Genomic DNA, 22,674 nt, shown 5'->3' on the forward strand with positions numbered 1-22,674 from the left:
ACCATTCGGCTGTTCCGCGTTTTTTATTCCAGCTCTTTGAAGCCTTCGCCGTGCACGGCGTTGGTGTCGGTGGCGATGAGAAAGGCGTTCGGGTCCTCCTCATAGACGATTGCTTTCAAGCGGTGATATTCCTGCACGCGCACGACGCAAAGCAGCGCCTCGCCGCCCTGCCCGCTGTACGCGCCCCGGCTTTGTAAAAAGGTTGCGGTGCGGTACAATTCGCCGATGATGCGCGCGGCGATATTCGCGGTCTTTTCTGAAAGGATGAGCACCTGCTTGCCCCGGTCAAGGCCGTAAACGATGCCGTTTATCACCTTGCTTTGACAGAACAGCGCGATCAGGCCGAACAATCCGGCCTCAAGATCTCGGAATACCAGCATGGACAGGCCGAGCACGATACAGTCCACGGCCATCAGCGCCGCGCCGAGCTGCACATGGGGATAGCGCCGCTCGATCAGGAAAGAAATAATATCCGTACCCGCCGTTGTGGAGCCGCGCAAAAAGATCAGCCCCAGCCCCGCGCCCACGAACAGCCCGCCGAAGATCGAGCCAAGCATGCGGTCCCCCGTGTATTGCGGAAAAAACGGCGTGACGATTAGATCGAGCACCGCGCTGCTAATCAGCAGCGTTTTGAGCGATTTCAGCGTAAACGCCCGGCCCAGCCGCGTAAACGCGGCCACCAGAATCGGCAGGTTGAGCGCCACGGTGGTCAGGCCGACCGGCAGCCCCCACAGGTGCCGCAGCAGCAGGGCAAGGCCGGATACCCCGCCCGGCGCGATCTGCGCGGGTTCGATAAAGCAATAAATGCCTGCCGCTAGCGCGAACGACCCCGCAAGGTCGTATACGGTATCGAGCAGCGTTTGATGGGCTGCCTGCCGCAAATGCATGGCGCGCGCCCCTTTCCAACGAAAATAAGAAGGGCGGCGCGGCTGACAAAGCCGCGCCGCCCTTGTGGTTAGGGTTTCGCATATTGCGCTTTTTATACGGAAAGCGCATTTTTTGCATCCTGCGGCGTGCAGAAAAAACACAGATGGTCCTTGATCTCGCCGTTATAAAGCTTTTCCGCGCGGTGCAGCATGCCCTCGTACTGGAAGCCGCACTTTTCCAGCACGCGGCGCGAGCGGGCGTTGTCCGGGTAACAGGTGGCGGAGATCAGCTCGAGCCCCATTTCAAAAAAACCGGCGCGCAGTACGGCGCCCACAGCCTCGGTCATGTAGCCGCAGCCCCAATAGTCCTCGCCCATTGCGTAGCCGAGCATGCGCGCGGCTTCGTTTTCGCGCTTGGGGTCGTGAATAATGCCGCACGAGCCCATCAGGCGGCCGTCCGCCCGGCGCACGATCGCCCACACGCTGGGCTGGTTCAAAAAAACAACGCGCAGGATATCCGCGGATTCGATCAAGCTTTCATGCGGCTTCCAGCCCGCGTTCGGCCCCACGTTCGGATCCTTGGAGTATTCGTACAGCGCCTCGGCGTCATCCTCCCGGAAGGGGCGAAGCAGCAGCCGCTTCGTATAAAGATCCATATGCGCTCCTTTCAGTGGGCCGCAAGCCGTTCCACGGCTTGCTCGGCCGTGTCGGTGAAAAAGATGTCGCCCCCCCGGTTGCTCTCCCGGATGAAATCACGCAAAGGCTTGCTGGTATAGCCGGAAAAGTCGCCGAAAACCGCGAATTTAACTTGATAGTTGATAAAGTGCTGCAAAATCTCGCCCGCCAGACAGGTGCTGAGCGTGAAAAAATCTTCGCTCAGCGCCTGCTTGTTGACGGCGATGCGGTCGCAGTCCGCTGCGTACCGGATCGAAGCGATTAGGTCAAGCGCGCTCGATACGTCGCGGATAAGAGGGGCGTCGCTCTGGACGACCGCGATCAGGCGGCCGTTTTGTTTGATGATTTGCTGTGTCATAGAAATCCTTTCTGAATGAAAAAAGACGCAGGGGGAGCGTGTTCACCCCACCCTGCATCATTTGTTTTTGTGTTATTTGATTGTCATGACCTGATCGCGCGCGGGACCTACGCCCAGCATCGAGATCGGGCAATCGACGATACGTTCAAGCTCGCGGATATAACTCTGTACAGACTGCGGCAGCTCGCTGAACGAACGGCAGGCGGTGATATCCTCGTCAAAGCCGTCGAATTCCTCATAGATCGGCTTGCAGTGCTCAAGATCGGCAAAGTTCGCGGGGAACTCGGTCAGGCGCTGGCCCTTATAATCGTAAGCGACGCAAACCTTGAGCTTCGGCAGGCCGCGCAGCGGATCGATCTTGTTGATGACCAGTTCGGTCAGGCCGTTGACGCGCACGGCGTAGCGGGCGATGACGGCGTCGAACCAGCCCGTTCTGCGGGGACGGCCGGTCACGGTGCCGAATTCGCCGCCGGCTTTCCGAATGTAATCGCCGGTCTCGTCGAACAGCTCGGTCGGGAAGGGGCCCTTGCCGACGCGGGTGGTATAGCTCTTGCAGATGCCCATAATATCGCTGATGGCCGTCGGCCCGACGCCGGAGCCAATGCAGCAGCCGCCCGCGACCGGGTGGGACGAGGTGACATAGGGGTAGGTGCCCATGTCCAGATCGAGCAGCGTGCCCTGCGCGCCCTCGAACAGCACCTGCTTGCCCGCCTTGACGGCTTCATAGGTCAGGACCGAGGTATCGCGCACATGCGCGCGCAGCCGGTCGGCATATTCCTTATATTCGCTGAGTACCGCCTCGATATCGAGCGGCTCGCCGCCGTAAACGCCGGTGATGACCTTGTTCTTGCGCGCGCAGGCTTCGCGCATCGCTTCTTCAAAGCGTTCGCCGGTGAAATCGTGCATACGTACGCCGATGCGTTCAGCCTTGTCCATGTAGGTGGGGCCGATGCCCTTCTTGGTGGTGCCGATATCGTCCCCGCCGCGCGCCTTTTCGGAAAGCGCGTCCAGTTCGAGGTGCCACGGCAGGATGCAGTGGCAGCGCGCGTCGATATAGAGCCGATCGGTCGATACGCCCTTTTCGGCAAGGCCGTCGATCTCCTTGAGGATGGCGCGCGGATCGACCACCACGCCGGGGCCGATCACGTTTACGCAGTTCGGATACAGAATACCCGAGGGGATGAGCTGTAATTTATAGGTTTCGCCCTCCACCACGACGGTGTGGCCGGCGTTGTTGCCGCCTTGGCTGCGCACGACCAGATCGGCCTGCGCGGCAAAAATATCGATAAACTTGCCTTTGCCTTCATCGCCCCACTGGGCGCCTAATATCACTTTTCCGGGCATTGTATCCCATTCCTTTCCTATGCAGTGCGCGCTTTGCCGCGCCATACAGTTAAAGTATAACATACCGGGCCGCTTTGTTCAATGCCGTTTTGTGATGCTTTTGCAAACAAAACGAAAGAAAACAGAGAAGCGGTCCGGCAGGTGAAAAAATACGCGCTAGTTAAACGCTTCGTCCTCGCTCGCGGCGAACATGTGCTCGACACGGTCGCGCAGCAGGGGATAGGCGGCAAGCGCTGGGTCTTCCGCAAGCAGGGCCTCGGCTTCCTCGCGCGCGTGCTGCATCAGCGTTAGATCGCCCGCGAGGTCGGCCACGTGCAGCGCGGGCAGGCCGTGCTGGCGGCGGCCGAAAAAGTCGCCCGGCCCGCGCAGCGCAAGGTCGGATCGGGCAATTTCAAACCCGTCGGCGGTTTGGCACAGAATCTTCAGGCGCTCGCGCGCGGGTTGCCCCTTGTCCGCGCCGAAAAAGACGCAGTAGCTTTGCCGCGTGCCGCGTCCGACGCGGCCGCGCAGCTGGTGCAGCTGGGAAAGGCCGAAGCGGTCCGCGTCCTCCACCACCATCAGGTTGGCGTTCGGCACGTCCACGCCGACCTCGATCACCGTGGTGGCGACCAGAATATCGTATGCCCCGGCGGCAAAATCACGCATGGTTTGATCTTTGTCCGCGTTTTTCATGCGGCCGTGCAGCACGGCGACGCGGCGGTGGGGCAGGGCCTTTTGCAGGTCGCGCGCGTGCTGCTCCGCGCTTTTCAGGTTGGTCTCGCCTTCCTCTACAAGGGGGCACACCACATAGGCCTGCCCGCCCGCGGCGATTTGCTTATCGATAAATTTGGTGATGCGGGCGCGCATGTGCTCGCCCACGGCGTAGGTCTCAATAGGCGTGCGGCCGGGCGGCAGCTCGTCCAGCACGGAAACGTCCAGATCGCCGTACATGATCAGGGCGAGCGTGCGCGGGATGGGCGTGGCCGACATGACCAGCGTGTGCGGCGTTTGCCCCTTGGCCGCGAGGGCCGCGCGCTGCGCCACGCCGAACCGGTGCTGTTCGTCCGCGACGACCGCGCCGAGCCTGTGGAAGGTGACGCTCTGCTGGATGAGGGCGTGCGTGCCGATCACGACCTGCGCCTGACCGCTTTCGATGCGGGATAGCGCCTGCCGCTTTTGCGCCGCGCCCATGGAACCGGTCAGCAGGGTAACCGTGATATTCAGTGGGGCAAGCATTTTAACGAGCGTTTCCGCGTGCTGGGCGGCCAAGATCTCGGTCGGCGCCATAAAAGCGGCTTGATATCCGTTTGCGGCGGCCAGCGCGCACAGCGCGGCGGCTACCAGCGTTTTGCCGGAGCCGACATCGCCCTGCAAGAGGCGGTTCATCGGGCGGCCGGAGGCGCAGTCCGCGGCGATCTCGTCGATCGCGCGGCGCTGCGCGCCGGTCGGCGCAAAGGGCAGGACGGAGAGGAACGCGCGCAGTCCGTCCGCTTCAAAGGGGATGCCGTTGTCCGCGCGGCGGCGTTCTTTTAGCTGCTGCAAGCCGCAGCAGAGCAAAAACAGCTCTTCAAAGATCATGCGGCGGCGCGCGTCCTCCACATCCTGCTGCGTTTTAGGGCGGTGGATAGCGGCGAGCGCGTCGGCCGAGTCGATCAGCCGGTACTTGGCGCGAAGCAGCTGGGGCAGTGGATCGGGCCAATCACCCGCGACGGCGGCGAGCGCCGCCTCGGTCACATGCAGCATATCGCGCTGGGATATGCCGGAGGAAAGCGGATAAATGGGCACGATACGGCCCGGCGATTCGCCCGAGGCAGGCACAGGATCGGCCGCGGGCGATACCATGGTACGCGCGCGGCCAGTACCCGTCACCCGGCCGCAAAAGAGGTATTCCTGACCCTCCCGCAGCGTGGCGGCGGCATATTTATTGTTAAAATAGGTAATGTTAAGCGTACCCGTTTCATCGAACACGGTCAGCTTGGTTAGGTCGAGCCCACGGCGAATGCGGCGAAACGCGGGCGCGGTGCCCACGACGGCGCGCACACAGTACTTGTCCTCCGCCGTGACGCCGGAAATCGGGGTGATTTTGGTGCGGTCCTCATAATCTCGCGGATAGGTCAGCAGCGCGTCGCGCAGCGTGCGGATATGCAGTTTTTGAAACAGACCGGCCTTTTTGGGCCCAACGCCCTTGGCCGCTGTGATAAAATCGGAAAGTGCGGGCAATTTTCGCACACCACCCTTCGGGGAATTAGTAGTTAGGAATTAGGAATTAATAATTAAGGCTGCGCGCTATGCGTGTGCAATACTGTAGCGGCCAATTACAAATTACTAACTACTAATTCCTAATTATTCTTAGTATTCCCGGTAAACCGCCTTGACGACGCCAAGGATTTGGCAGCCGTTGCCGTCGATCGGCGAATAGGCGGGGTTTTCGGGCAGCAGCCATACGCCGTCCGGCGTGATGGAAAGCGTTTTACAGGTCGCTTCATCCTCCAACAGGGCGATGACGATGTCGCCGTTTCGCGCGACCGCGTCCTGACGGACGATGACAAGGTCGCCGTCCAGAATACCCGCGCCAATCATGGATTCGCCGCGGATGCGCAGCGCGTAATATTGGCCGCCCGCCGCGGCGGGCTCGAACGGTACAAAGCCGATGTTTTCCTCCACGGCTAAAATTGGCGCGCCGGCGGTGACGCGGCCCAGAATGGGCACGCGCGGCACCATGGAAGGCCCGCCCGTGGGAGATAGCGCGCGGGATTTGCGGTCGTCGGATTCAAGGTAGCCCGCTTCGCGCAGCTTTTTTAAATGGGCGTGCACGGTGGAGGGCGAGCGCAGATCCATTTCAGAGCAGATTTCGCGCACCGAGGGCGGGTAGCCGTGCTCCAGCGAAAATTCGCTGATAAAATCAAGGATCCTTTGCTGTTTGGCGGATATTTTCTTCATCATATCGTGCTCTCCCCAGTCATGGTTAAAAGGAAACATACGTTCGGTTATTCTTTATTATACCGCGCGTTTTACAAAAAAGCAAACAAATGTTTGCGATATGCGTTTAAATCGCGGGAAACCTGCCGGATCTTTACGCTGCGGCGGGTTTCGAGCGAACTCTTCCTTGTATTTCCGGGCGTTTTGATATAAAATAGGAAATAGTATAAGCATAGAGGTAGGATCCATCGCACGTAGGAGGGTTTGTTTATGACCATTAAGACCGATCTCGGATATATCGAAATCACAAACGAGGTGCTGGCCGGCATCGCCGGCTTCGCGGCGTCCAGCTGCTTCGGCGTCAAGGGCATGACCATGCGCTCGGTGACCGATGGGCTGGCCCATCTGCTCCGGCTGGAAAACCAGTCGCGCGGGGTGCGTGTCGCGGAAGCGCCGGACGGCGGCGTGGGTATCGATCTGCATATCGCGGTCGAACACGGCGTCAATATCGCTACGGTGTGCCGCTCTATCATCGGCGAGGTGCGCTATCATGTGGAACGCCTGACCGGCGTGGACGTAAAAAACGTCGATATCTATGTCGAAAGCATCAAAGCCGATTAAAGGGAGAGAAGCCGATCATGTCAGATAAAAAAATCACGGGCGAGCTATTTTGCAGCATGGTGACCGAAGGCGCGCTCGCAATCGCCGAAAAGAAGGAGCAGGTCAACGAGCTGAACGTGTTCCCCGTGCCGGACGGCGATACGGGCACCAACATGTCGCTGACCATGGCCTCCGCGATGGAGGCGGTGGCAAAGCTGTCCGCGCCCACGCTCGGTAAGGCGGCGGAAACGACCGCCTCCGCGCTGCTGCGCGGCGCGCGCGGCAATTCGGGCGTTATTCTTTCGCTTTTATTCCGCGGCGTGGCAAAGCGCCTGCACGACCTGAACGAGGCGGACGGCTGCGATTTTGCCCTTGCCCTGCGCGAGGGTGTGGAGGCCGCCTATAAAGCCGTGATGAAACCGGCGGAGGGCACCATCCTCACCGTGTCCCGCGTCGCGGCGCAGTTTGCGGTAGAGCAGTGTCAGGCCGAAGCCGACCTGCCAGCGGAAAAGGTGTTTGAGGCCGTACTCGAACGCGGCAAGACCGCGCTCGAAGAGACCGTGCACCAAAATCCCGTTCTCGAAAAGGCCGGCGTGGTGGACGCGGGCGGCTTTGGCCTGCTCACCATTTGGGAAGGCATGTTCGACGCGCTGCGCGGCATCCATAAGGAACGCCAGACCGCCGCGCCGACCAAGGCCGCCGCGGATTTCGGCGCGATTTCGGAACAGGATATCACGTTCACCTATTGCACCGAGTTTATCGCGGAGCGCCGCGACAAGGCGCGCAACGTTGGCCGCATGCGCTCCATCCTGAGCGAGCTGGGCGACAGTCTGGTCGTTGTGGAGGACGAGGAGATCGTCAAGGTGCACGTCCACACCGACCAGCCGAACAAGGCGCTGGAGGAAGGCCTCAAATTCGGCCCGCTCCTCACCGTGAAGATCGAAAACATGCGCGAGCAGCACACCGCCAAGGTGATTGAGGGCACGGCGGACGCGCCCAAGGAGCGCGTCATCGTGCCGCCTGAAAAGAAATACGGCTTTGTGGCCATCGCCGCGGGCGACGGGCTGAAGGCCGTATTCAGCGATCTTGGCGTGGACGTCGTCGTGCAGGGCGGACAAACCATGAACCCCTCAACGGACGATATCATCCACGCGGTGGACGCGGTGCCGGCTGAGATCGTGTTCGTGCTGCCGAACAATAAAAACATCATCATGGCGGCCGAACAGGCCGTGCATCTGGCGGAGGGCAAAAAGATCGTCGTCGTGCCGACCAAGACCATCCCGCAGGGGATTTCGGCCATGCTCGCCGTCGATACCGAGGGCGAGGAGGGCGCGATCGTCGCCGCCATGCAGGAGGCCGCGCACCATGTGCACAGCGGTCAGGTCACCTATGCCGCGCGCGATTCCGAGTTTGACGGTAAACGCATCAAGCAGGGCGAATACCTTTCTCTGTGCGAGGGCAAGCTGTGCGCTTCCGGCAAGGAAAGCTCGGTGGTGAAAAAGCTCGTGCGCGAGCTTGTCGAGGAAAGCAGCGCGTTTGCCACCGTTATATACGGCGAAGGCGTGAGCGAAGAGGCGGCGATGGAGGTGGAAGCCCTGCTCCGCAAGGAGAACAAGGGGCTGGAGATCTCGGTCATCAACGGCGGACAGCCGGTGTACTACTATATCCTTTCCGTGGAATAAAAGACAAAGGGCAACGAAAACAACATGTCGATATTTGATATCTTTGCAAAAATAGAGCGCGACCGGGAAACGCAGCGGACGCAGCCGATCGAGTGGCTGGTCGTCGGTCTGGGCAATCCCGGCGCCAAGTACGAGGGCACGCGGCACAACGCGGGCTTCCGCGCGCTCGACGGTTACAGCAAAAAGTCCGGCCAGAAGATCGACCGGATGAAGTTTAAGGCCCTCGTGGGCGAGGGCGCGCTCGGCGGCAAACGGGTGCTGTTCGTCAAGCCGCAGACCTTTATGAACCTTTCCGGCGAGGCCGTGCGGGACGCAGCCGCGTTTTATCAGGTGCCGCCCGAGCGCGTGATCGTCCTTTCGGATGATGTTTCGCTCGATGTGGGCACGCTGCGCATCCGGCCCAAGGGCTCCGCGGGCGGGCAAAACGGGCTGAAAAACATCATTTACCACCTGAAAAGCGAGGAGTTTCCCCGCGTCAAGATCGGCGTGGGGCACAAGCCGCACCCGGAGTACGATCTGGCGGATTGGGTGCTGTCCCGCTTTGGCGCGGAGGAGCAAAAGGCCATTGATAAGGCCTGCGCGGACGCGGTGGAAGCCGCGGCCTGCATCATTGCAGAAGGCTGTCCCGCCGCCGCGCAAAAATTCAACGGCAAACGAATGTAGTAACAACCAAAAAGCGCCTCGGGCGAAAGCTAAAAAGCTTTTGCCCGAGGCGCTTTTTAAAAAGAAGAGAGAAAGAGAAGAAGAGCCGGATTATACACCCGCGGTTTCGCGGATGTAATCGCGCGCTATTTTTGCAAAGTCAAGCGCGGTGGGCGTGGCCAGATATTGCTCGGCTTCGACCAGCATCCAGCCTGCAAAGCCGTGGCGGTCAAGAATATCGAACACGGTCTTAAAATCGATCGCGCCCTCGTCCCCGGGCACGGTGAAAATACCAAGCTTGACCGCGTTATTAAAATCGATGCCGAACGCGCGCACGACCTGCAATACGAGCGGGCGTATGTTTTTCAGGTGCACATACTGGATGCGATCGGCAAAATGATCGTAGAACTTGGGGATGTCCACGCCGCAGAAGCACAGGTGTCCGGTATCCGCCAGCAGGTTGACATAGGCGGGATCGGTCATATCGCACAGCTTTTGCGTTTCCTCATGCGTTTCCACGCAGGTCCCGGTGTGCACGTGATAGACGAGGCGCAGCCCGTTGTCCTTGCAAAAGCGGCCCGCCTGATTCAGTCCGTCCGTAAAAAGCTTCCATTCCTCTTCGTTTAGCTTTTGCACGCCCTTGGCCGCGCGGTATTCGCGCGGGTCCCAGCAGGAGGAATTGGTGCCTTCCGCCGCAATCACATATTGCGCGCCCATATCGAGGAAAAACTTCGCCTTTTCCTTGAGCGCTTCAAAGTATTCGTCGCGCAGCTCGCGGCAGGCGAACATCGTATCGCACCAGCCGGAGGTGAGCTGTAGGCCGCGCTTGTCAAATTCGGGCCGCAGCGTCTTGGCGTCGCGGGGAAATTTGCGGCTGTTTTCAATACCGGCGTAGCCCGCGGCGGCCGCTTGATCGATAATATCGTAGAAAGAGTAGCCGTCGCCCAGCAGCGGATCGGTCATATCGTCGTTGCACCAGTTGATCGGATGCACGCCGATCTGTACGTTTTTCATTATTTGTCCCGTCCTTTCACTTGCTCAAATACCGGCGCACATACTCGGTCACCTTTTTGATATAGATCTTTTCATCCTGTTCGCCCTCGTACTCGATGGACAGCGTGCCGTCGAATCCGGCGGCAGTCAGGATATCGAGGATCGCGGGCAGGTCGTACAGGGTGTCGTGGCCGTCCTCCGCCACCTCGTTGATTTTCAGGTGGGCGTGCGCGGCGACGAGCTGTACGGTGGCGCGAATACCGTCCAAACCGTCCACGTAGTTACCGGTATCGAGCAGCAGGCTCAGGTTGTCGCGGTTTGTCTGTCCAAACAGCCGCAGCACATCCTTGGAAGCGGAAAGGAAGCCGCCGTGGTTATGGTTTTCAATGACGATGGACAAATCGAGCGTCTTGGCATAGTCGCAGAGCTCCTGTACACACGCGACCATTTCCGCCCAAGCGGTTTCGGGTTTCAGTAAGGCGGGCCCCTTTTTATGGATCTCGGGATCGGGACCGCCCATCCAGCCTGCGAACAGGCGAAAATGCGGGCTGCCGAGCGCCTTGCCGATAGGCATCCACGCCTTGGCGCGCTCCACCTGCGCGCGGTTCTGCTCGGGCGTCGGATAGCCGAAGCTGCAATCAAAGGCGATATTGCACACGCGCAGCCGCTTTTTGTCAAAATAGGCTTTCAGACTTTCGATATACGCGGGATCGGTCGATGCAAAATGCTTATCCTCTACCTCAATGAAAGAAATGCCCAGCTCCTCGGCGCAGTAATCGGCAAAATCAAACAGCGTGCACTGGTTCTGCATAAAAAGGTGGTCGAGAGACTGGGAGCTGCAACTGATTTTCATATTTATACTCCTATCACGCGTCGAACCGGATGATCGAGCCGCCTGCCTTGGCGGATTCGTAGCAGGCTTCGATCAGTTCAACTACCTTGTATCCGTCGTCCACGCTGTTTTGGGGCGAAGCGCCGCCGAAAATGCATTCGTTAAACATATGGTCGTGCATTTGCGCGTAGCCCCATTTCACATTGTGCTCCAACGTGGCATACTGCTTGCCCTCCACCACCGCGCCGAGGCCGGAGGAATATCGGTAACTGTCCAGTTCCTCGGTGATCACGCTTTTGTGATCGCCGACGACCTGCACCCGCTCGAAGGGCGAGATCCACGAGGCGTGCCCGCAGGTGGAAATGACGCCGAACGCGCCGCTTTTGAATTTCAGCTGCACGGCAAAGTTGTCCTCGATGGGGTAGAACGACGCTTCGCCGAGCGCGCGCAGCTCGGTGATATCGCCCAGCAGATAGCGGGCCATATCCAGAAAGTGCACGGTGGTATCATACATGAAGCCGCCGGTCATGGCGATGTCGGTCAGCCACGCGGGATTTTGCATATCGCCGTCGTTTTGGATGATGTTGACGTTCGCAGGTTTGAAGTCCGGCTGGCTGACCGTGCGCTTCGCTTCCAGATAAACGGGCGCGAAACGCCTGTTGTAGCCGACGAACACGTGCAGGCCGGTTTGGGCCTGCAAGGCGCGGATATGCTCCGCGTCCTTGAGCTCGGTCGCCAGCGGCTTTTCGACAAAAACATGCTTGCCGGCTTGCAGCGCCGCGACGCAAAGCGGACCGTGCGAGGTATTGGGCACGGTGATAAACACCATGTCCGCTTCGGAGGCAAGCAGCGCTTCGACCGAATCAAAGGCGGCGCAGCCAAAGGCGGCGGCGGCCTCTTTCGCGCGGGCAACGTTCATGTCGGTCATGCCATAGAGTTCTAGGCGTGGGTTGGATTGGATCAGGCCCGCGTGGAGCCGGCCCATGTTGCCTACGCCGATAATGCCAATTTTCATAATGTTACTACCTTCCTGAAATAAAATATCGTAATCGTGAAGCGTTCCATGCTTTTACGGCAGCAGCTTATAATCCGGCATGGAATCAAACAGCTGAAAGCCTTTAAAGGCTTCCGCGTATCGGAAACCGGCCTGCATGCCGCGGAATTTTCCCTGCACCTCAAGCATTTCCTCCCAAGAGGTTTCCGCCGTGAGCTGTGAGCGGTGACACAGCAAAGCTTGCCTTTTGGTTTCAAATTGGTCTGTGATATCTACGAAAGCGGTGGGCATCGGCCCGACGCCGGCATAGGTATCCATCAGAAAAACGGTGGGCTGCCGTTGGAGCGCCGGCGTTTGCACACGCACGTTTTCCAGCGGAAGATAGACGATGCTATCCTGTACGATTGCTCCGACCGTGTGGTGATCGACGTTTCCGTCGTAAGGATCATGCGTTAAAATCACATCGGGCTGCGCGCGGCGCATGGCGTCGATCATGAGGCGGCGGGTATCTCGGTCGTTGAACAGCTCCCCGTCGTCCAAACGCAAAAACTGTACCGCTGCGGGATACAGGCTTGCCGCCGCAAGCTGCTCTTTTTCACGGCGGGCGATCAATTCCTGATCGTCCACTTTACAGTGCGTCCCTGTCCGGCCGTTTGTGGCGACGAGGATGGACACGGTATGGCCTTGCTCCGCATATTTTTTTAAGGTGCCGCCGCACCACAGGTCGGCGTCGTCCGGATGGGCCACAACTGCAAGCACATTCATGGGATTTCCCTCCTAATGCAGTGTTGTTTATTGCAAATAGTCCTTTACATTTTCCTTTGTAATGGGTTCAAATGGAATGTAGGTATCCTCTACGGACTCGCCTTTAGCCAGCTTGCTTGCCATTTCGGCGCAGGCCTTGGCCTGTGCGTTTGCGTTCTGGTAGGCGCTCATCACCATTTCGCCTGCGTCGATCGCCTGCAGCGCGTCGTCCACTGCGTCAACGCCGAGCACCATGACGCCGTCCAGCCGCCGCGCGCCCTTGAGCGCTTCGACGGCGCCCAAAGCCATCTGATCGTTTGCGCATACAATGGCGTCGAACTGATCGAAGCTTTGGATCCAGTCCTCCGCGATCTGCATGCCCTTGGCGCGGTCGTAGTTGCCGTCCTGCTCGGATAGGATCGTCACATCGGGCCGCTTTTCTCCCAGTAGATTCTTAAAACCGTTCATGCGCAGCGTAGTGTGGTTCATACCGAGTGTGCCGGACATATACAGGATGTTGGCGTTTTCCGGCAAGTTTTCAATGCAGTATTCGGCTTGCAGCCGGCCGGCCTCCTCGTCGTTGGAGCCGCAGTATAGGTAGTCGCCATCCGCGATTTTTGCGCGGAAAGCAATGAATGGGATAGCCGCGTCATTCGCGGCCTTCACCGCGGGCACGAGCGCTTCGTAGTCCAGCGGCAGGGCGATCACGACGTTGACCTTTTGCGCGACAAAGTTCTCAATATCCGCAATCTGCTTTTCAATCTGATTCTGCGCGTCGGATGCGAGCACCTCCATGCCGTCGTACTCCTTGGCGTATTCAAGGAAAAACTCTTTTGTCAAACGGCAGTTGACATCGGAATCGGCCAAGTTTGCATAGCCGACGGTATAGCCGCCGGTGTTTTCTTTTGGGGTATCGTCCGGCGTGTCCGCCGCGGGCGGCGTGGATGAGCAGGCGCCCAGAGAGAGGATGAGCGATAGCGTGGCGGCGATAACGGTGAGTCGTTTCATGGTTGTTTCCTCCATTTTTTTATTTTTCGCGCTTGCCGGCGCGGTTTTTCAAAACGATTTGCTCGTTGATTTTTTGCTTTTCACGTCAATGATAACCGCGATCAGGATGACCAGCCCCTTGACGATCTGTTGATAGTACGCGGAAACGTTCTGCAAATTGAGCATATTGTTAATGATGCCGACGATCAGGCCGCCCGCGATGGTGCCGATAATGCTGCCGGAGCCGCCGCTGAGGCTGATGCCGCCGACCACGCAGGCCGTAATGCCGTCGAATTCATAGCCTACGCCGATGGCCGGCTGGCCGGAGTTGACGCGGGCCATCAGAATGATGCCTGCAAGGCCTACAAAGCAGCCGTTGGTGAGATAGGATAGCATTTTTACCTTTTTCACATTGATGCCGGAGGCGATCGCGGCGCTTTCGTTGCCGCCAATCGCATAAATGTAGCGCCCAAGCGGCCGTCTGCTCATAATAAACCACGTAATGAAAAGGACGATGGCCAAAATGATGACGGGGATGGGGATCAAACCGATATAGCCCTGCCCCAATACGGTCAGCCGGTCGAGATTTGAAATAGGAACGCCATTGGTGAATACCAGAGCAAGCCCGCGCGCGCTGGTTTGCACCGCCAAGGTAACGATAAACGCGGGAATACCATAGCGCGTCAGTACAAAACCGCTGAACAAGCCGCATAGGCCGCCGATCAGGATCGAGGCGAAAATGGCCAGAAGGACGCTGTTCGTCGTTACGAAGACCGAAGTGCCGATGCAGCCCGCCAGCGCAACGACCGAGCCGGGAGAAAGGTCAATATCGCCGCCGGTAATGACGAGCTGTTCGCCGCAGGCGATCAGCATGATGACGACGATCTGCCGCATGATGTTGGTGATGTTGGCTGGGGTAAGGAATTTACTGTTCAAAAGTGATGAAACCACGATCATCAATAGCAAAATCAGATAAATACCGAATTTACGGAATATTTCTGTAAGCTTTGTTTTGGTTATCGTTGATGCTGCGCTCATTTTTTTATCCCTCCACCTTCGTTGATATCAGTCCCCAAGCGCCATTGTCATGATTTTTTCCTGACTTGCCTCTTCGCGCTGCAATTCCCCCTTCAGCTTTCCTTCGTGCATGACCAAGATCCGGTCGCTCATCCCAAGCACCTCCGGAAGCTCGGAGGATATCATGATGATCGCCATGCCTTTCTTTGCCAACTGGCACATAATCTTGTGAATCTCGGATTTTGCGCCGACGTCGACGCCGCGCGTGGGTTCGTCTAGGATCAACACGTTGATATCGGAGATCAGCCATTTTCCAAGTACGATCTTTTGCTGGTTGCCGCCGCTGAGGGAGTCCGCGCGATTGTTTGCGTCGTTCGTTTTGATGCGCAGCATATCGATGATTTCTTGCGAGCGTTTTGTTTCCTCGCGTTCGCTGAGCGCGATACCGCGGACAAACTCTTGTAAAAAAGCAAGCGTGATATTCTTCTTGATGGACATTCCAAGCACTAGGCCGGACAGCTTTCGGTCCTCGGGGACCATGGCGATGCCGTGCTGGAGCGCGTCCTGCGGCACATGCACGGATATTGCGCGGCCGTCTAGAAAAAGCTTTCCTTCGCTTGCTTGGTCTAGCCCGAATATACAGCGCATGATCTCCGTGCGCCCTGAGCCGATCAGCCCGGCCACGCCAAGGATCTCGCCGTGCCGTACGGAAAAGCTGATATCCCGAAACACGCCTTTTCTGGAAAGACGCTCTACCCGAAGCGCCTCGCCCTTGATCTCCGCAAATTCCTTGGGGAAAATATCGGTGAGTTCTCGGCCGATCATCATCGATACCACTTGGTTTTTATCAAGTGCCGACGCGGGGCTGCTGCCAATCCATTGTCCATCGCGCAATACTGTGACTTCATCCGCAATGCGGAACAATTCGTCAAGCTTATGCGTGATGTATATAACAGCCGCGCCGTTTTGTTTGAGCTGTTCGATGCATGCAAAAAGGGTATCGACCTCGTTCTCGGTAATGGCCGAGGTGGGCTCGTCCATGACAATGATCTTGGCATTGCAGGAAAGCGCTTTGCAGATCTCCACCAACTGCATGATCGATACGCTGATGTCGCCCATTCGCGTAGTGGGAGGGTATTTGATATTCATGCGCTGCATGTATTCCGCCGCTTTTTCGTACATGGTTTTATAATCGATGCCGCGGCCGTAGGACAAAAGAGGTTCGCGCCCCAAAAATATGTTTTCGGCTATGGAGAGATTGAGGACTGAGCTCAATTCCTGATGAATCATGGCCACGCCATGCGCCGCGGCCTTTTTGGGCGTAAGCGGGCCGACGTTGACCCCGTCGATCCAAATTTCCCCCTCGTCCGGTTGCATCAGGCCGTCAAGGATCTTCATCAGCGTGGATTTTCCGGCCCCGTTTTCGCCCATCAAAGCATGCACGGTGCCGGGGCGTACCGCAAGATCGACCGATTGCAGCGCCTGTACGCCCGGAAAACCTTTTGTGATATTCTTCATCTCAAGCAAATAACGATCCGACAAAACATTTCCTCCTATCTAAAATTAATGTTTTTAATTCTATATTTATTGTTTATAACCCGGATTATACGCCTGCATTTCATGTATGTCAAGAATGAAATTCATATATATTATAAAATATTGTATAATTAATTTTATTAATTGTGCAATATGACATATAAAGCTTGGTGGGATTGTAATAACTGAATAAATTAAAAAAATTATATATTTGTTGTTTAAAACGATTTGTGTTTTTATTTAACAAGTGATATAATGCATTATATTGAGAGTATTTGATAGAACAGGAATTTCTTATTCCTGCCAAGGATGTGATGCTATGCCTAAACGAGTAACACTAAAAGACATTGCGGAAAAAATGGCGGTCTCGCAAAATACCGTCTCCGTGGCCTTGCGCGGAGAGGCCGGCGTAAGCGACCAGCTGCGCGATCAAATTCTCGCTGTCGCACGGGAATTGGGGTATGCGCCGAAGCATGTTTCGGCGCGGCCTTCAGTACTGATCTGCTCCACCGTAGAAAATTTTAGCGATACCTACTTTTTTTCCGACATGCACCGTTTGCTGCGTGAAAAGATAAAGGTGCGGGGTGGAAAAGCGGTATCGCTGAATCTGGATTCCTCATATTCGCGGATGGATATCAATCAAATCATACGGCAGAACAATACTTGCGCGGTTGTATTATTGGGCGATTCCAGCGAACAGATCGTATCGTATTTTGCGGAAACGGGGCTTCCGGTTTTATGTTGCAGTTTCTTTTGCCCAACGATTTTAACGGATGTGGTGATCGAGGATAATTTCTCCGGCATTTATCAGCTCGTCAAGCATTTGTATGAGCATAACTACCGGCAGTTGGGTTTTATCGGCAATCCGGATATGTATTTTGCCTTCTTTGAACGGCTAATGTGTTTTCGCAGCATATGCGAGCACTTTTCTCTGGTGTTTGATCCTTCTGTTTGCATCTGCGATTATCCGTTGGATGGACCGATGAGCATCCGCTATATGAAAAAACGGCTTGCGGAGCTTCCGTACATGCCGGAAGCCTTCCTCTGCGCGGACGACCGGACCGCGGTGCTGACCATAAAGGCACTGACGGAATTGCATTATGCTGTGCCGCGCGATATCGCGGTCACTGGCTTTGATAATAGCGAGCTGTCCCGGCTAAGCACACCGACGGTGACGACCATCGATACCGAGATCGAGCTGCAGGCTGAGGCTGCTGTCGCGCGATTGTGGGAAAAAATAAGAAGCCGCGAAACCGAAGATGGGAAATGCGAACGGTTGGTGTTGCCGGTCACCTTTATTTCGGGTGATTCGGTCGATCTTTCGCACAAGATCACGACGGATAGATAAAAAGGCAGCGCGAGCCACGCTTTGCGTAGCGCGGCTCTCGCTGCCTTTTCATTCCAGTGTATACTTTGCGGCAATATCCCTTTGACAGCGATTGTCTTTTACCTTATACTGAACGTGTTCAAAAAATGTTTCGCGGAGGCCGCGATGGCGCGCGTAATTTATTGATACGTTGGCAGATAATTTGACAAACCACGCAGAGAGGAAAGAATAATGAAAGTATTGATCGCTTATGCAACGAAATCCGGCGCAAGCCGTGATTGCGCGGAAACGCTGGCAAGCCGGTTTGAAAACGCCGTGCTCGCGGACCTTTCTAAATCCAGTCCTTCGCTCGAGGGGTTCGACGCGGTCGTCCTCGGTTCCGGTATCCGGATCGGAAGAGCCTACCGCCCGGCGCGGCGCTTTTGGAAAGATAATCAGACGCGTCTGTTGGAAAAGCCGCTTGCGTTCTATTTCTGCAATGCGGAACCGGAGTCGTTTGAAAAAGCGGTACAGCGGAATATCTCGCAGGAATTGATGGCGCACGCGGTCTGCGTCCGCTCATTTGGCGGTATCCAGCCGTTTTCCAAGTCACAAACCAAAGAATGGATGAACCACGCGGCGATGGAAGAGCTCGCAGCGGCGTTGGGCCAATAAAAAAGAGTCACTACCCATGCGTGGCGTGGGTAGTGGCTCTTTTTTCTCTTCATAGGTCGAATTGCAGCTGGTCCACACGATAGGAGCGCATTTCGCGTTCCGTGATCCGGTCGTCCGGATCAGGCGCACCGAATAGCAGGGGGGAGCTTGGAACGTGTGCCGCCGCGTTGCAAAGGGCGGCGCCGGGGCCGTCGTTTGCATAACAGTACCGGCAGCCGCCGGGGCAGGTGTGGTACGCGCCGATATCGATGCTTTCCACACATCCGCATGCAAGCCGTTGGTTTTTATCCTTTGTAATCGCAAGCGGGCAGTGCAGCAGACGGGTTAACAGCCGGTCGTCGATACAGCGGGCGTGCTGGACGCCGTAGGGCGTTAGCTCCAGTTCTTCGGCGCAGGTGTCCATCTCAAGCCCGTAACGGTGCGCGATCTGAACAAGCTCCTTGGCAAGCGCCCGCTGTTCGGCGGGCGGAAAGGCCTGTAAGCGCAGCCCGGCCATGTTTTTCGCCGTGTTCCGGTATTGGTCGAGGAAACTAATGGTGCATTTTCGCGTGTAGGGATGCAGCCGCGCGGCAAACTCTGCAAAGCGGCGCAGGTGATAGGCGGGGGTATAGGCTTCGCTCAAGAAAATGGGGTCATACCGCCAGACGACCCGGTCGGGCCCGATCGTTTGGGCAAGCCGCTGAAAAGCGGGAATCAGGCAAGCTTCCTTGTCGGGGATCTGCGGCTCAACATCCGGCCCGTAAGCGGTCAGCGTAAACTGAAAATAGTACATGTAATCGTGCAGCAAGGGCAGCGCGTCGAGCATGGGCAGCGGATTTTTCGTCCAGAACACAATGGCGTCCACCACGTCGGGACGTAGGCTGACCCGGCTGATCTGGTGCGGATTCACCGGGTTCCGCGTCAAAACGTAACCGGCCTTTAGCCGGTTGAAAAACCATTTTGCATAATACGCCGGTATGTCGGTGCGGCGGCTTGCGCTGATGATCATAATATCCTCTTTCCATATACAAAAGCTTGAAGGTGCGCGCGAAGGCCGCTTGGACGCCGGTGCGCTCTTAAGAGAATAAAAAAAGAAACACCCGAAGGCGTTTCTTTTTTTCATGGTGGAGTTGAGGGGGCTCGAACCCATGACCTCTCGCGTGTGAGGCGAACGCTCTGACCAGCTGAGCTACAACTCCGTGCAATAACATTACTATAACAGAATTGCACGGAATTTGCAAGTGCTTTTTTCCAAAAGACCTTACTGGCGGTCGAGCCGGGAGAGCAATGTGACGATCAGCGCAATCACGATTAGCACGGTGAAAATACCCGCCATGCCCTGCCAAAGCAGGGTGAGGGCCATACCCATATCCGCATTCATTTGGCTGTACGCTCCTTCCTTACATGAAGAACCCGAGAATGACGCCGCCGGCGACGACCGAGGCAATTTGCCCCGCGACGTTTGCGCCCACCGCATGCATCAGCAGGTGGTTCTGGTGGTCGGCTTCCACGCCGAGCTTTTCTATCACGCGCGCCGACATGGGAAAGGCGGAAATGCCTGCCGCGCCGACCATGGGATTGACCTTGTTCTTGCAAAACAGATTGAGCAGCTTGGCGAACAGCACGCCGCCCACGGAATCGAGTACAAAGGCAAACAGACCGAGGCAAAGGATGAGCAGCGTTTCTTTGGTGACAAACTGCTCGGCCCGCATCGAGAACGAAATGGTAATGCCGAGCAGCAGCGTAACGAGATTGGCCAGCTCGTGCTGCGCGGTTTCGGATAAATTATTGAGCACGCCGCATTCGCGGATGAGGTTGCCGAACATCAAAAAGCCGACGAGCGAAACCGACGCGGGCGCGACGATACCGGCGACAAACGATACGACGATGGGAAAGAGGATGCGCGTGCGGCGGCTGACCTGACCGGGCGAATAGGGCATGCGCATGGCCCGCTCCTTTTTCGTCGTGACCAGCTTGATGGCAAAGGGCTGAATAATCGGCACCAGCGCCATGTAGGAATAGGCTGCGACGGCAATCGCGCCCACATAGCGCGACTTCAGCACTTGCGATACCAGAATGGAGGTCGGCCCGTCCGCCGCGCCGATAATACCGATCGAGGCGGCGTCCCGGATATCAAAGTGAAGTGCGGTGGCGAGGATAATGGTCAGAAAAATGCCGAGCTGCGCCGCCGCGCCGAACAGAAACATTTTGGGGTTCGACAGAAGCGGTCCAAAATCGATCATCGCGCCGATGCCGATAAACAGCAGCAGCGGAAACGCCTCGGAAATTTCAATGCCGTTTTCAAACAGCCACTGAATGATGCCGTGCGTCTGCCCGACGCCCTGTGTCATTTGATTGAGCACGCCGGAGGCCGGCAGATTGACTAAGATTGCGCCGAAGCCCATGGGCAGCAGCAGCGCAGGCTCGTATTGCTTGCCAATGGCAAGGTAGATCAGGATACCACCCACTACGTACATTACCGCTTGCTGCCATGTAATGGCCAGCAGTCCCTCCCATAAAAACGACATGCGGTTAACCCCCTTTAAGTGTATAATTCAATTCTTGCCCTGTTCGCGCGGAGTAATCCATAGATTGTAAAAAAACGGCCGTTTCGATAAAAAAAGACCTGCGTTTCCCTAAACGGAAAACGCAGGTCTGGTCGTTTGATGCAAAGCCAGAACGCGATCAAGCCGCGTCCATGCTTGTTGACTTCGCCACGCGGCTGGCCGCGCCGACTACTCCCCTTTGTTTATGGCCGTATCGTACCATGTTTGGCAGCGGTTTGTCAAGCATAATGTTTTATTTTGGTATGCGTTTTTCCAGCAGCTCGCGGTAATCCTGCACGTGCTGGGGCCGGTAATAGAAATAGCCTTGTGCCGCGTGGATACCGGCGCTCCGCGCCAGCTCGACCTGCTCCTTTGTTTCCACGCCCTCGATGATGGTCGGTATGCCGAGCTGGTCCGCCATAAAGACGAACGAGGTAAGCAGCTGGCCGACGCGGCGCGTCGTACGGGAGCGCTTGGCGATCGATCGAAGATCGATTTTGAGCGCGCTGATATCGATGCCGCTGAGCACATTGAAGGTGGAAAAGGCGCTGCCGAAATCGTCCAGCAGGATATCGAACCCGCGTTCGCGCAGCGTGCCCACGGTGCGCAGCATGGCCTCGATATCGGGCGTGGAGCCGCTTTCGGTGATTTCAAGGCGAAACAGGGAGAGCGGGATGCGATAGCGGCGGATTAGATCGGATAGCGTATCGAGCAGCTCGGGCCGCTGAATGTCGACGCGTGACAGGTTGACGGATATGGGGAGAACCTCGTAGCCGTCATCGATCTCGCGGCGCAGCTCGCGGCAGGTCTCCTCCCAAACAAAGCAGTCGAGCTTAAAGATAAAGCTGGATTTTTCAAACACGGGCACAAATTCGGAAGGCGGGATAATGCCGCGTTCCGGATGCCGCCAGCGGGCTAACGCTTCGCCGCCCATCACCCGGCCGGTTTCCATATCGCATTTTGGCTGAATGACGATGAAAAACTGCCCTTCCCGCAAGGCCGCGCCCATTTCGCCCACGATAAACTGTTCGCGCAGCACGCCGGCGCGAATCGCATCGCTGTAATACACGCTGCTGTCCAGATAATTGCCTTTGGTGGTCTGCATGGCCATATTGGCGCGGTCGATCATCAGGTCGACGGAAAGGGTGGGATCGGTCACCTCGTACAGGCCGAACCCCACGCGCACTTCATAGTCGGGAAAGTACGGGCCGATCGTGTGGCGGATATATTCGATGATCCCGGTGATGTTTTCCTCGGTGTTTTCGCAGCAGCACGCGAAAATATCCGCGCGGATGCGGCCGAACACGGCCTTGCCTTTGATGTGCCCATGGGTCAGCTCTCGGCTGGTATGCGCCATGCGGCGCAGCAAAGCGTCGCCCTGTTCTATGCCGAACAGATCGTTGACAACCTTAAAGCGCTCGATATTGGTCCGGATGATGACATACTGACGCTCGGTATCCTTGGTAATCAGTTCGTGCGCGTGAACGGAAAAACCGTGCTGGTTGTAAATGCCGGTCTGCGGATCGTACTCGCTCAAATATTGCAAGCGGTTGTACATTAAAAGCTCCTGCTCGGCGTCAAGCAGGATGGCGGTGCATAAAAATGTTTGTGCGCTCCTGCGGGTAATGTGCAGCAGCAGGCGGAATAAGTGGTAGCCGCTGTCGCGCAGCCGAAGCCGCGCGTAAAAGTCGGCCGAATCCTTTTCGGCCAGCGAACGGATTTGCCGCCGCAGATCGGCCAGATCGTCCGGATGGGTCACATCGTCCTCGCAAAGAGCGGTGAGCAGATCGCGGCCGGCGTAATTGCCGTAAAGCAGATCGCCCGGCTCGGAGGAATAGGTGCGCACTCCGGTTTCCGCATCATATTCAGCAAACAGAAGCGCCGCTTGCATACAGTTTTCGCGTAAATAGCTATACTGCTCCATGATACTTTGATCCTGTCCCACAGTGCTCAACACCCTTCGTCATTTATCTACAGAAAAGCTCTTATATTAAGTGTAT

At 56.9% G+C, this 22,674-nt stretch carries 22 protein-coding genes and 1 tRNA gene; 5 read left to right on the forward strand and 18 right to left on the reverse strand.

Annotation, left to right across the window (positions count from 1 at the left end; all coding sequences use genetic code 11):
• Positions 1 to 23: 23 nt before the first annotated feature.
• The 6 genes from NE562_RS06310 to lexA all read right to left on the reverse strand — a co-directional run bounded on the left by NE562_RS06310 (position 24) and on the right by lexA (position 6,165).
• Positions 24 to 887 carry a YitT family protein gene (locus tag NE562_RS06310; RefSeq protein WP_280961564.1) on the reverse strand — a complete coding sequence of 288 codons (864 nt, stop codon included), beginning with the start codon at positions 885 to 887 and terminating at the stop codon, positions 24 to 26.
• A 92-nt stretch (positions 888 to 979) separates the two neighbouring features.
• Positions 980 to 1,522: a GNAT family N-acetyltransferase gene (locus tag NE562_RS06315; protein WP_280961565.1), complete on the reverse strand. Its 543-nt coding sequence runs from the start codon at positions 1,520 to 1,522 to the stop codon at positions 980 to 982.
• 11 nt (positions 1,523 to 1,533) lie between these two features.
• Positions 1,534 to 1,899: a DUF4180 domain-containing protein gene (locus NE562_RS06320; RefSeq protein WP_280961566.1), complete on the reverse strand. Its 366-nt coding sequence runs from the start codon at positions 1,897 to 1,899 to the stop codon at positions 1,534 to 1,536.
• Positions 1,900 to 1,971: 72 nt separating this feature from the next.
• Positions 1,972 to 3,243 carry an adenylosuccinate synthase gene (locus NE562_RS06325; RefSeq protein WP_280961612.1) on the reverse strand — a complete coding sequence of 424 codons (1,272 nt, stop codon included), beginning with the start codon at positions 3,241 to 3,243 and terminating at the stop codon, positions 1,972 to 1,974.
• A gap of 156 nt (positions 3,244 to 3,399) precedes the next feature.
• On the reverse strand, positions 3,400 to 5,451 hold the full coding sequence (gene recG / locus NE562_RS06330; protein WP_280961567.1) for an ATP-dependent DNA helicase RecG: 2,052 nt from the start codon (positions 5,449 to 5,451) through the stop codon (positions 3,400 to 3,402).
• Positions 5,452 to 5,571: 120 nt separating this feature from the next.
• The gene (lexA, locus tag NE562_RS06335; RefSeq protein WP_330645857.1) at positions 5,572 to 6,165 is read right to left on the reverse strand and encodes a transcriptional repressor LexA; all 594 of its coding nucleotides are present in this window, start codon (positions 6,163 to 6,165) and stop codon (positions 5,572 to 5,574) included.
• A 246-nt stretch (positions 6,166 to 6,411) separates the two neighbouring features.
• On the opposite strand from lexA, the gene NE562_RS06340 reads away from it, so the two are divergent.
• From NE562_RS06340 to pth, 3 genes are read left to right on the forward strand one after another with little or no spacing between them, the layout of a single operon-like run.
• A complete protein-coding gene (locus NE562_RS06340) occupies positions 6,412 to 6,762 on the forward strand; it encodes an Asp23/Gls24 family envelope stress response protein (protein WP_280961568.1) in 351 nt (116 codons plus the stop codon).
• A gap of 17 nt (positions 6,763 to 6,779) precedes the next feature.
• Positions 6,780 to 8,423, forward strand: coding sequence for a DAK2 domain-containing protein (locus NE562_RS06345; protein WP_280961569.1), 1,644 nt, complete (start codon positions 6,780 to 6,782; stop codon positions 8,421 to 8,423).
• 24 nt (positions 8,424 to 8,447) lie between these two features.
• Positions 8,448 to 9,086, forward strand: coding sequence for an aminoacyl-tRNA hydrolase (gene pth / locus NE562_RS06350; protein ID WP_280961570.1), 639 nt, complete (start codon positions 8,448 to 8,450; stop codon positions 9,084 to 9,086).
• Between the two features lie 90 nt (positions 9,087 to 9,176).
• Here pth and iolE read toward each other — a convergent pair whose 3' ends face one another.
• From iolE to NE562_RS06385, 7 genes are read right to left on the reverse strand one after another with little or no spacing between them, the layout of a single operon-like run.
• On the reverse strand, positions 9,177 to 10,079 hold the full coding sequence (gene iolE / locus NE562_RS06355) for a myo-inosose-2 dehydratase (protein WP_280961571.1): 903 nt from the start codon (positions 10,077 to 10,079) through the stop codon (positions 9,177 to 9,179).
• 16 nt (positions 10,080 to 10,095) lie between these two features.
• Entirely contained in the window at positions 10,096 to 10,911 is an 816-nt protein-coding gene (locus NE562_RS06360) for a sugar phosphate isomerase/epimerase family protein (RefSeq protein WP_280961572.1), read from the reverse strand.
• A gap of 13 nt (positions 10,912 to 10,924) precedes the next feature.
• Positions 10,925 to 11,905, reverse strand: coding sequence for a Gfo/Idh/MocA family protein (locus NE562_RS06365; protein WP_280961573.1), 981 nt, complete (start codon positions 11,903 to 11,905; stop codon positions 10,925 to 10,927).
• A gap of 54 nt (positions 11,906 to 11,959) precedes the next feature.
• Positions 11,960 to 12,649: a PIG-L deacetylase family protein gene (locus NE562_RS06370; protein ID WP_280961574.1), complete on the reverse strand. Its 690-nt coding sequence runs from the start codon at positions 12,647 to 12,649 to the stop codon at positions 11,960 to 11,962.
• 27 nt (positions 12,650 to 12,676) lie between these two features.
• A complete protein-coding gene (locus tag NE562_RS06375; RefSeq protein WP_280961575.1) occupies positions 12,677 to 13,636 on the reverse strand; it encodes a sugar ABC transporter substrate-binding protein in 960 nt (319 codons plus the stop codon).
• A 48-nt stretch (positions 13,637 to 13,684) separates the two neighbouring features.
• Positions 13,685 to 14,653, reverse strand: a complete 969-nt coding sequence (locus NE562_RS06380; RefSeq protein WP_280961576.1) for an ABC transporter permease — start codon at positions 14,651 to 14,653, stop codon at positions 13,685 to 13,687.
• Between the two features lie 27 nt (positions 14,654 to 14,680).
• Positions 14,681 to 16,174 (reverse strand): sugar ABC transporter ATP-binding protein, encoded by a 1,494-nt coding sequence (locus tag NE562_RS06385; protein WP_280961577.1) that lies wholly within the window; start codon positions 16,172 to 16,174, stop codon positions 14,681 to 14,683.
• 313 nt (positions 16,175 to 16,487) lie between these two features.
• On the opposite strand from NE562_RS06385, the gene NE562_RS06390 reads away from it, so the two are divergent.
• Together NE562_RS06390 and NE562_RS06395 are read left to right on the forward strand one after the other, a co-directional pair.
• Positions 16,488 to 17,516 carry a LacI family DNA-binding transcriptional regulator gene (locus tag NE562_RS06390; RefSeq protein ID WP_280961578.1) on the forward strand — a complete coding sequence of 343 codons (1,029 nt, stop codon included), beginning with the start codon at positions 16,488 to 16,490 and terminating at the stop codon, positions 17,514 to 17,516.
• Positions 17,517 to 17,726: 210 nt separating this feature from the next.
• Positions 17,727 to 18,149, forward strand: a complete 423-nt coding sequence (locus tag NE562_RS06395; protein ID WP_280961579.1) for a flavodoxin domain-containing protein — start codon at positions 17,727 to 17,729, stop codon at positions 18,147 to 18,149.
• A 49-nt stretch (positions 18,150 to 18,198) separates the two neighbouring features.
• Here the strand turns inward: NE562_RS06395 and NE562_RS06400 are convergent, their stop codons facing one another.
• From NE562_RS06400 to NE562_RS06420, 5 genes are all read right to left on the reverse strand, one after another.
• Positions 18,199 to 19,137 carry a DUF1848 domain-containing protein gene (locus NE562_RS06400; RefSeq protein ID WP_280961580.1) on the reverse strand — a complete coding sequence of 313 codons (939 nt, stop codon included), beginning with the start codon at positions 19,135 to 19,137 and terminating at the stop codon, positions 18,199 to 18,201.
• 113 nt (positions 19,138 to 19,250) lie between these two features.
• Positions 19,251 to 19,327, reverse strand: a tRNA-Val gene (locus NE562_RS06405).
• Positions 19,328 to 19,389: 62 nt separating this feature from the next.
• Complete coding sequence (locus tag NE562_RS06410; RefSeq protein ID WP_280961581.1) at positions 19,390 to 19,509, reverse strand: OadG-related small transporter subunit; 120 nt, start codon at positions 19,507 to 19,509, stop codon at positions 19,390 to 19,392.
• A 19-nt stretch (positions 19,510 to 19,528) separates the two neighbouring features.
• Positions 19,529 to 20,656, reverse strand: coding sequence for a sodium ion-translocating decarboxylase subunit beta (locus NE562_RS06415; RefSeq protein ID WP_280961582.1), 1,128 nt, complete (start codon positions 20,654 to 20,656; stop codon positions 19,529 to 19,531).
• 271 nt (positions 20,657 to 20,927) lie between these two features.
• A complete protein-coding gene (locus tag NE562_RS06420; RefSeq protein WP_280961583.1) occupies positions 20,928 to 22,598 on the reverse strand; it encodes a GGDEF domain-containing phosphodiesterase in 1,671 nt (556 codons plus the stop codon).
• Positions 22,599 to 22,674: the final 76 nt, after the last annotated feature.

It is taken from the genome of Butyricicoccus faecihominis, from assembly GCF_024462775.1.
In the GTDB taxonomy this organism is placed as follows: Bacteria; Bacillota; Clostridia; order Oscillospirales; family Butyricicoccaceae; genus Agathobaculum; species Agathobaculum faecihominis_A.

Bases quoted from the DNA above. Each gene is read 5' to 3' on its own strand.
- NE562_RS06310 (WP_280961564.1), bottom strand. From the start codon at position 887: ATGCATTTGCGGCAGGCAGCCCATCAAACGCTGCTCGATACCGTATAC.
- NE562_RS06315 (WP_280961565.1), bottom strand. From the start codon at position 1,522: ATGGATCTTTATACGAAGCGGCTGCTGCTTCGCCCCTTCCGGGAGGAT.
- NE562_RS06320 (WP_280961566.1), bottom strand. From the start codon at position 1,899: ATGACACAGCAAATCATCAAACAAAACGGCCGCCTGATCGCGGTCGTC.
- NE562_RS06325 (WP_280961612.1), bottom strand. From the start codon at position 3,243: ATGCCCGGAAAAGTGATATTAGGCGCCCAGTGGGGCGATGAAGGCAAA.
- lexA (WP_330645857.1), bottom strand. From the start codon at position 6,165: ATGATGAAGAAAATATCCGCCAAACAGCAAAGGATCCTTGATTTTATC.
- NE562_RS06340 (WP_280961568.1), top strand. From the start codon at position 6,412: ATGACCATTAAGACCGATCTCGGATATATCGAAATCACAAACGAGGTG.
- NE562_RS06345 (WP_280961569.1), top strand. From the start codon at position 6,780: ATGTCAGATAAAAAAATCACGGGCGAGCTATTTTGCAGCATGGTGACC.
- pth (WP_280961570.1), top strand. From the start codon at position 8,448: ATGTCGATATTTGATATCTTTGCAAAAATAGAGCGCGACCGGGAAACG.
- iolE (WP_280961571.1), bottom strand. From the start codon at position 10,079: ATGAAAAACGTACAGATCGGCGTGCATCCGATCAACTGGTGCAACGAC.
- NE562_RS06360 (WP_280961572.1), bottom strand. From the start codon at position 10,911: ATGAAAATCAGTTGCAGCTCCCAGTCTCTCGACCACCTTTTTATGCAG.
- NE562_RS06365 (WP_280961573.1), bottom strand. From the start codon at position 11,905: ATGAAAATTGGCATTATCGGCGTAGGCAACATGGGCCGGCTCCACGCG.
- NE562_RS06370 (WP_280961574.1), bottom strand. From the start codon at position 12,649: ATGAATGTGCTTGCAGTTGTGGCCCATCCGGACGACGCCGACCTGTGG.
- NE562_RS06375 (WP_280961575.1), bottom strand. From the start codon at position 13,636: ATGAAACGACTCACCGTTATCGCCGCCACGCTATCGCTCATCCTCTCT.
- NE562_RS06380 (WP_280961576.1), bottom strand. From the start codon at position 14,653: ATGAGCGCAGCATCAACGATAACCAAAACAAAGCTTACAGAAATATTC.
- NE562_RS06390 (WP_280961578.1), top strand. From the start codon at position 16,488: ATGCCTAAACGAGTAACACTAAAAGACATTGCGGAAAAAATGGCGGTC.
- NE562_RS06395 (WP_280961579.1), top strand. From the start codon at position 17,727: ATGAAAGTATTGATCGCTTATGCAACGAAATCCGGCGCAAGCCGTGAT.
- NE562_RS06400 (WP_280961580.1), bottom strand. From the start codon at position 19,137: ATGATCATCAGCGCAAGCCGCCGCACCGACATACCGGCGTATTATGCA.
- NE562_RS06410 (WP_280961581.1), bottom strand. From the start codon at position 19,509: ATGAATGCGGATATGGGTATGGCCCTCACCCTGCTTTGGCAGGGCATG.
- NE562_RS06415 (WP_280961582.1), bottom strand. From the start codon at position 20,656: ATGTCGTTTTTATGGGAGGGACTGCTGGCCATTACATGGCAGCAAGCG.
- NE562_RS06420 (WP_280961583.1), bottom strand. From the start codon at position 22,598: ATGGAGCAGTATAGCTATTTACGCGAAAACTGTATGCAAGCGGCGCTT.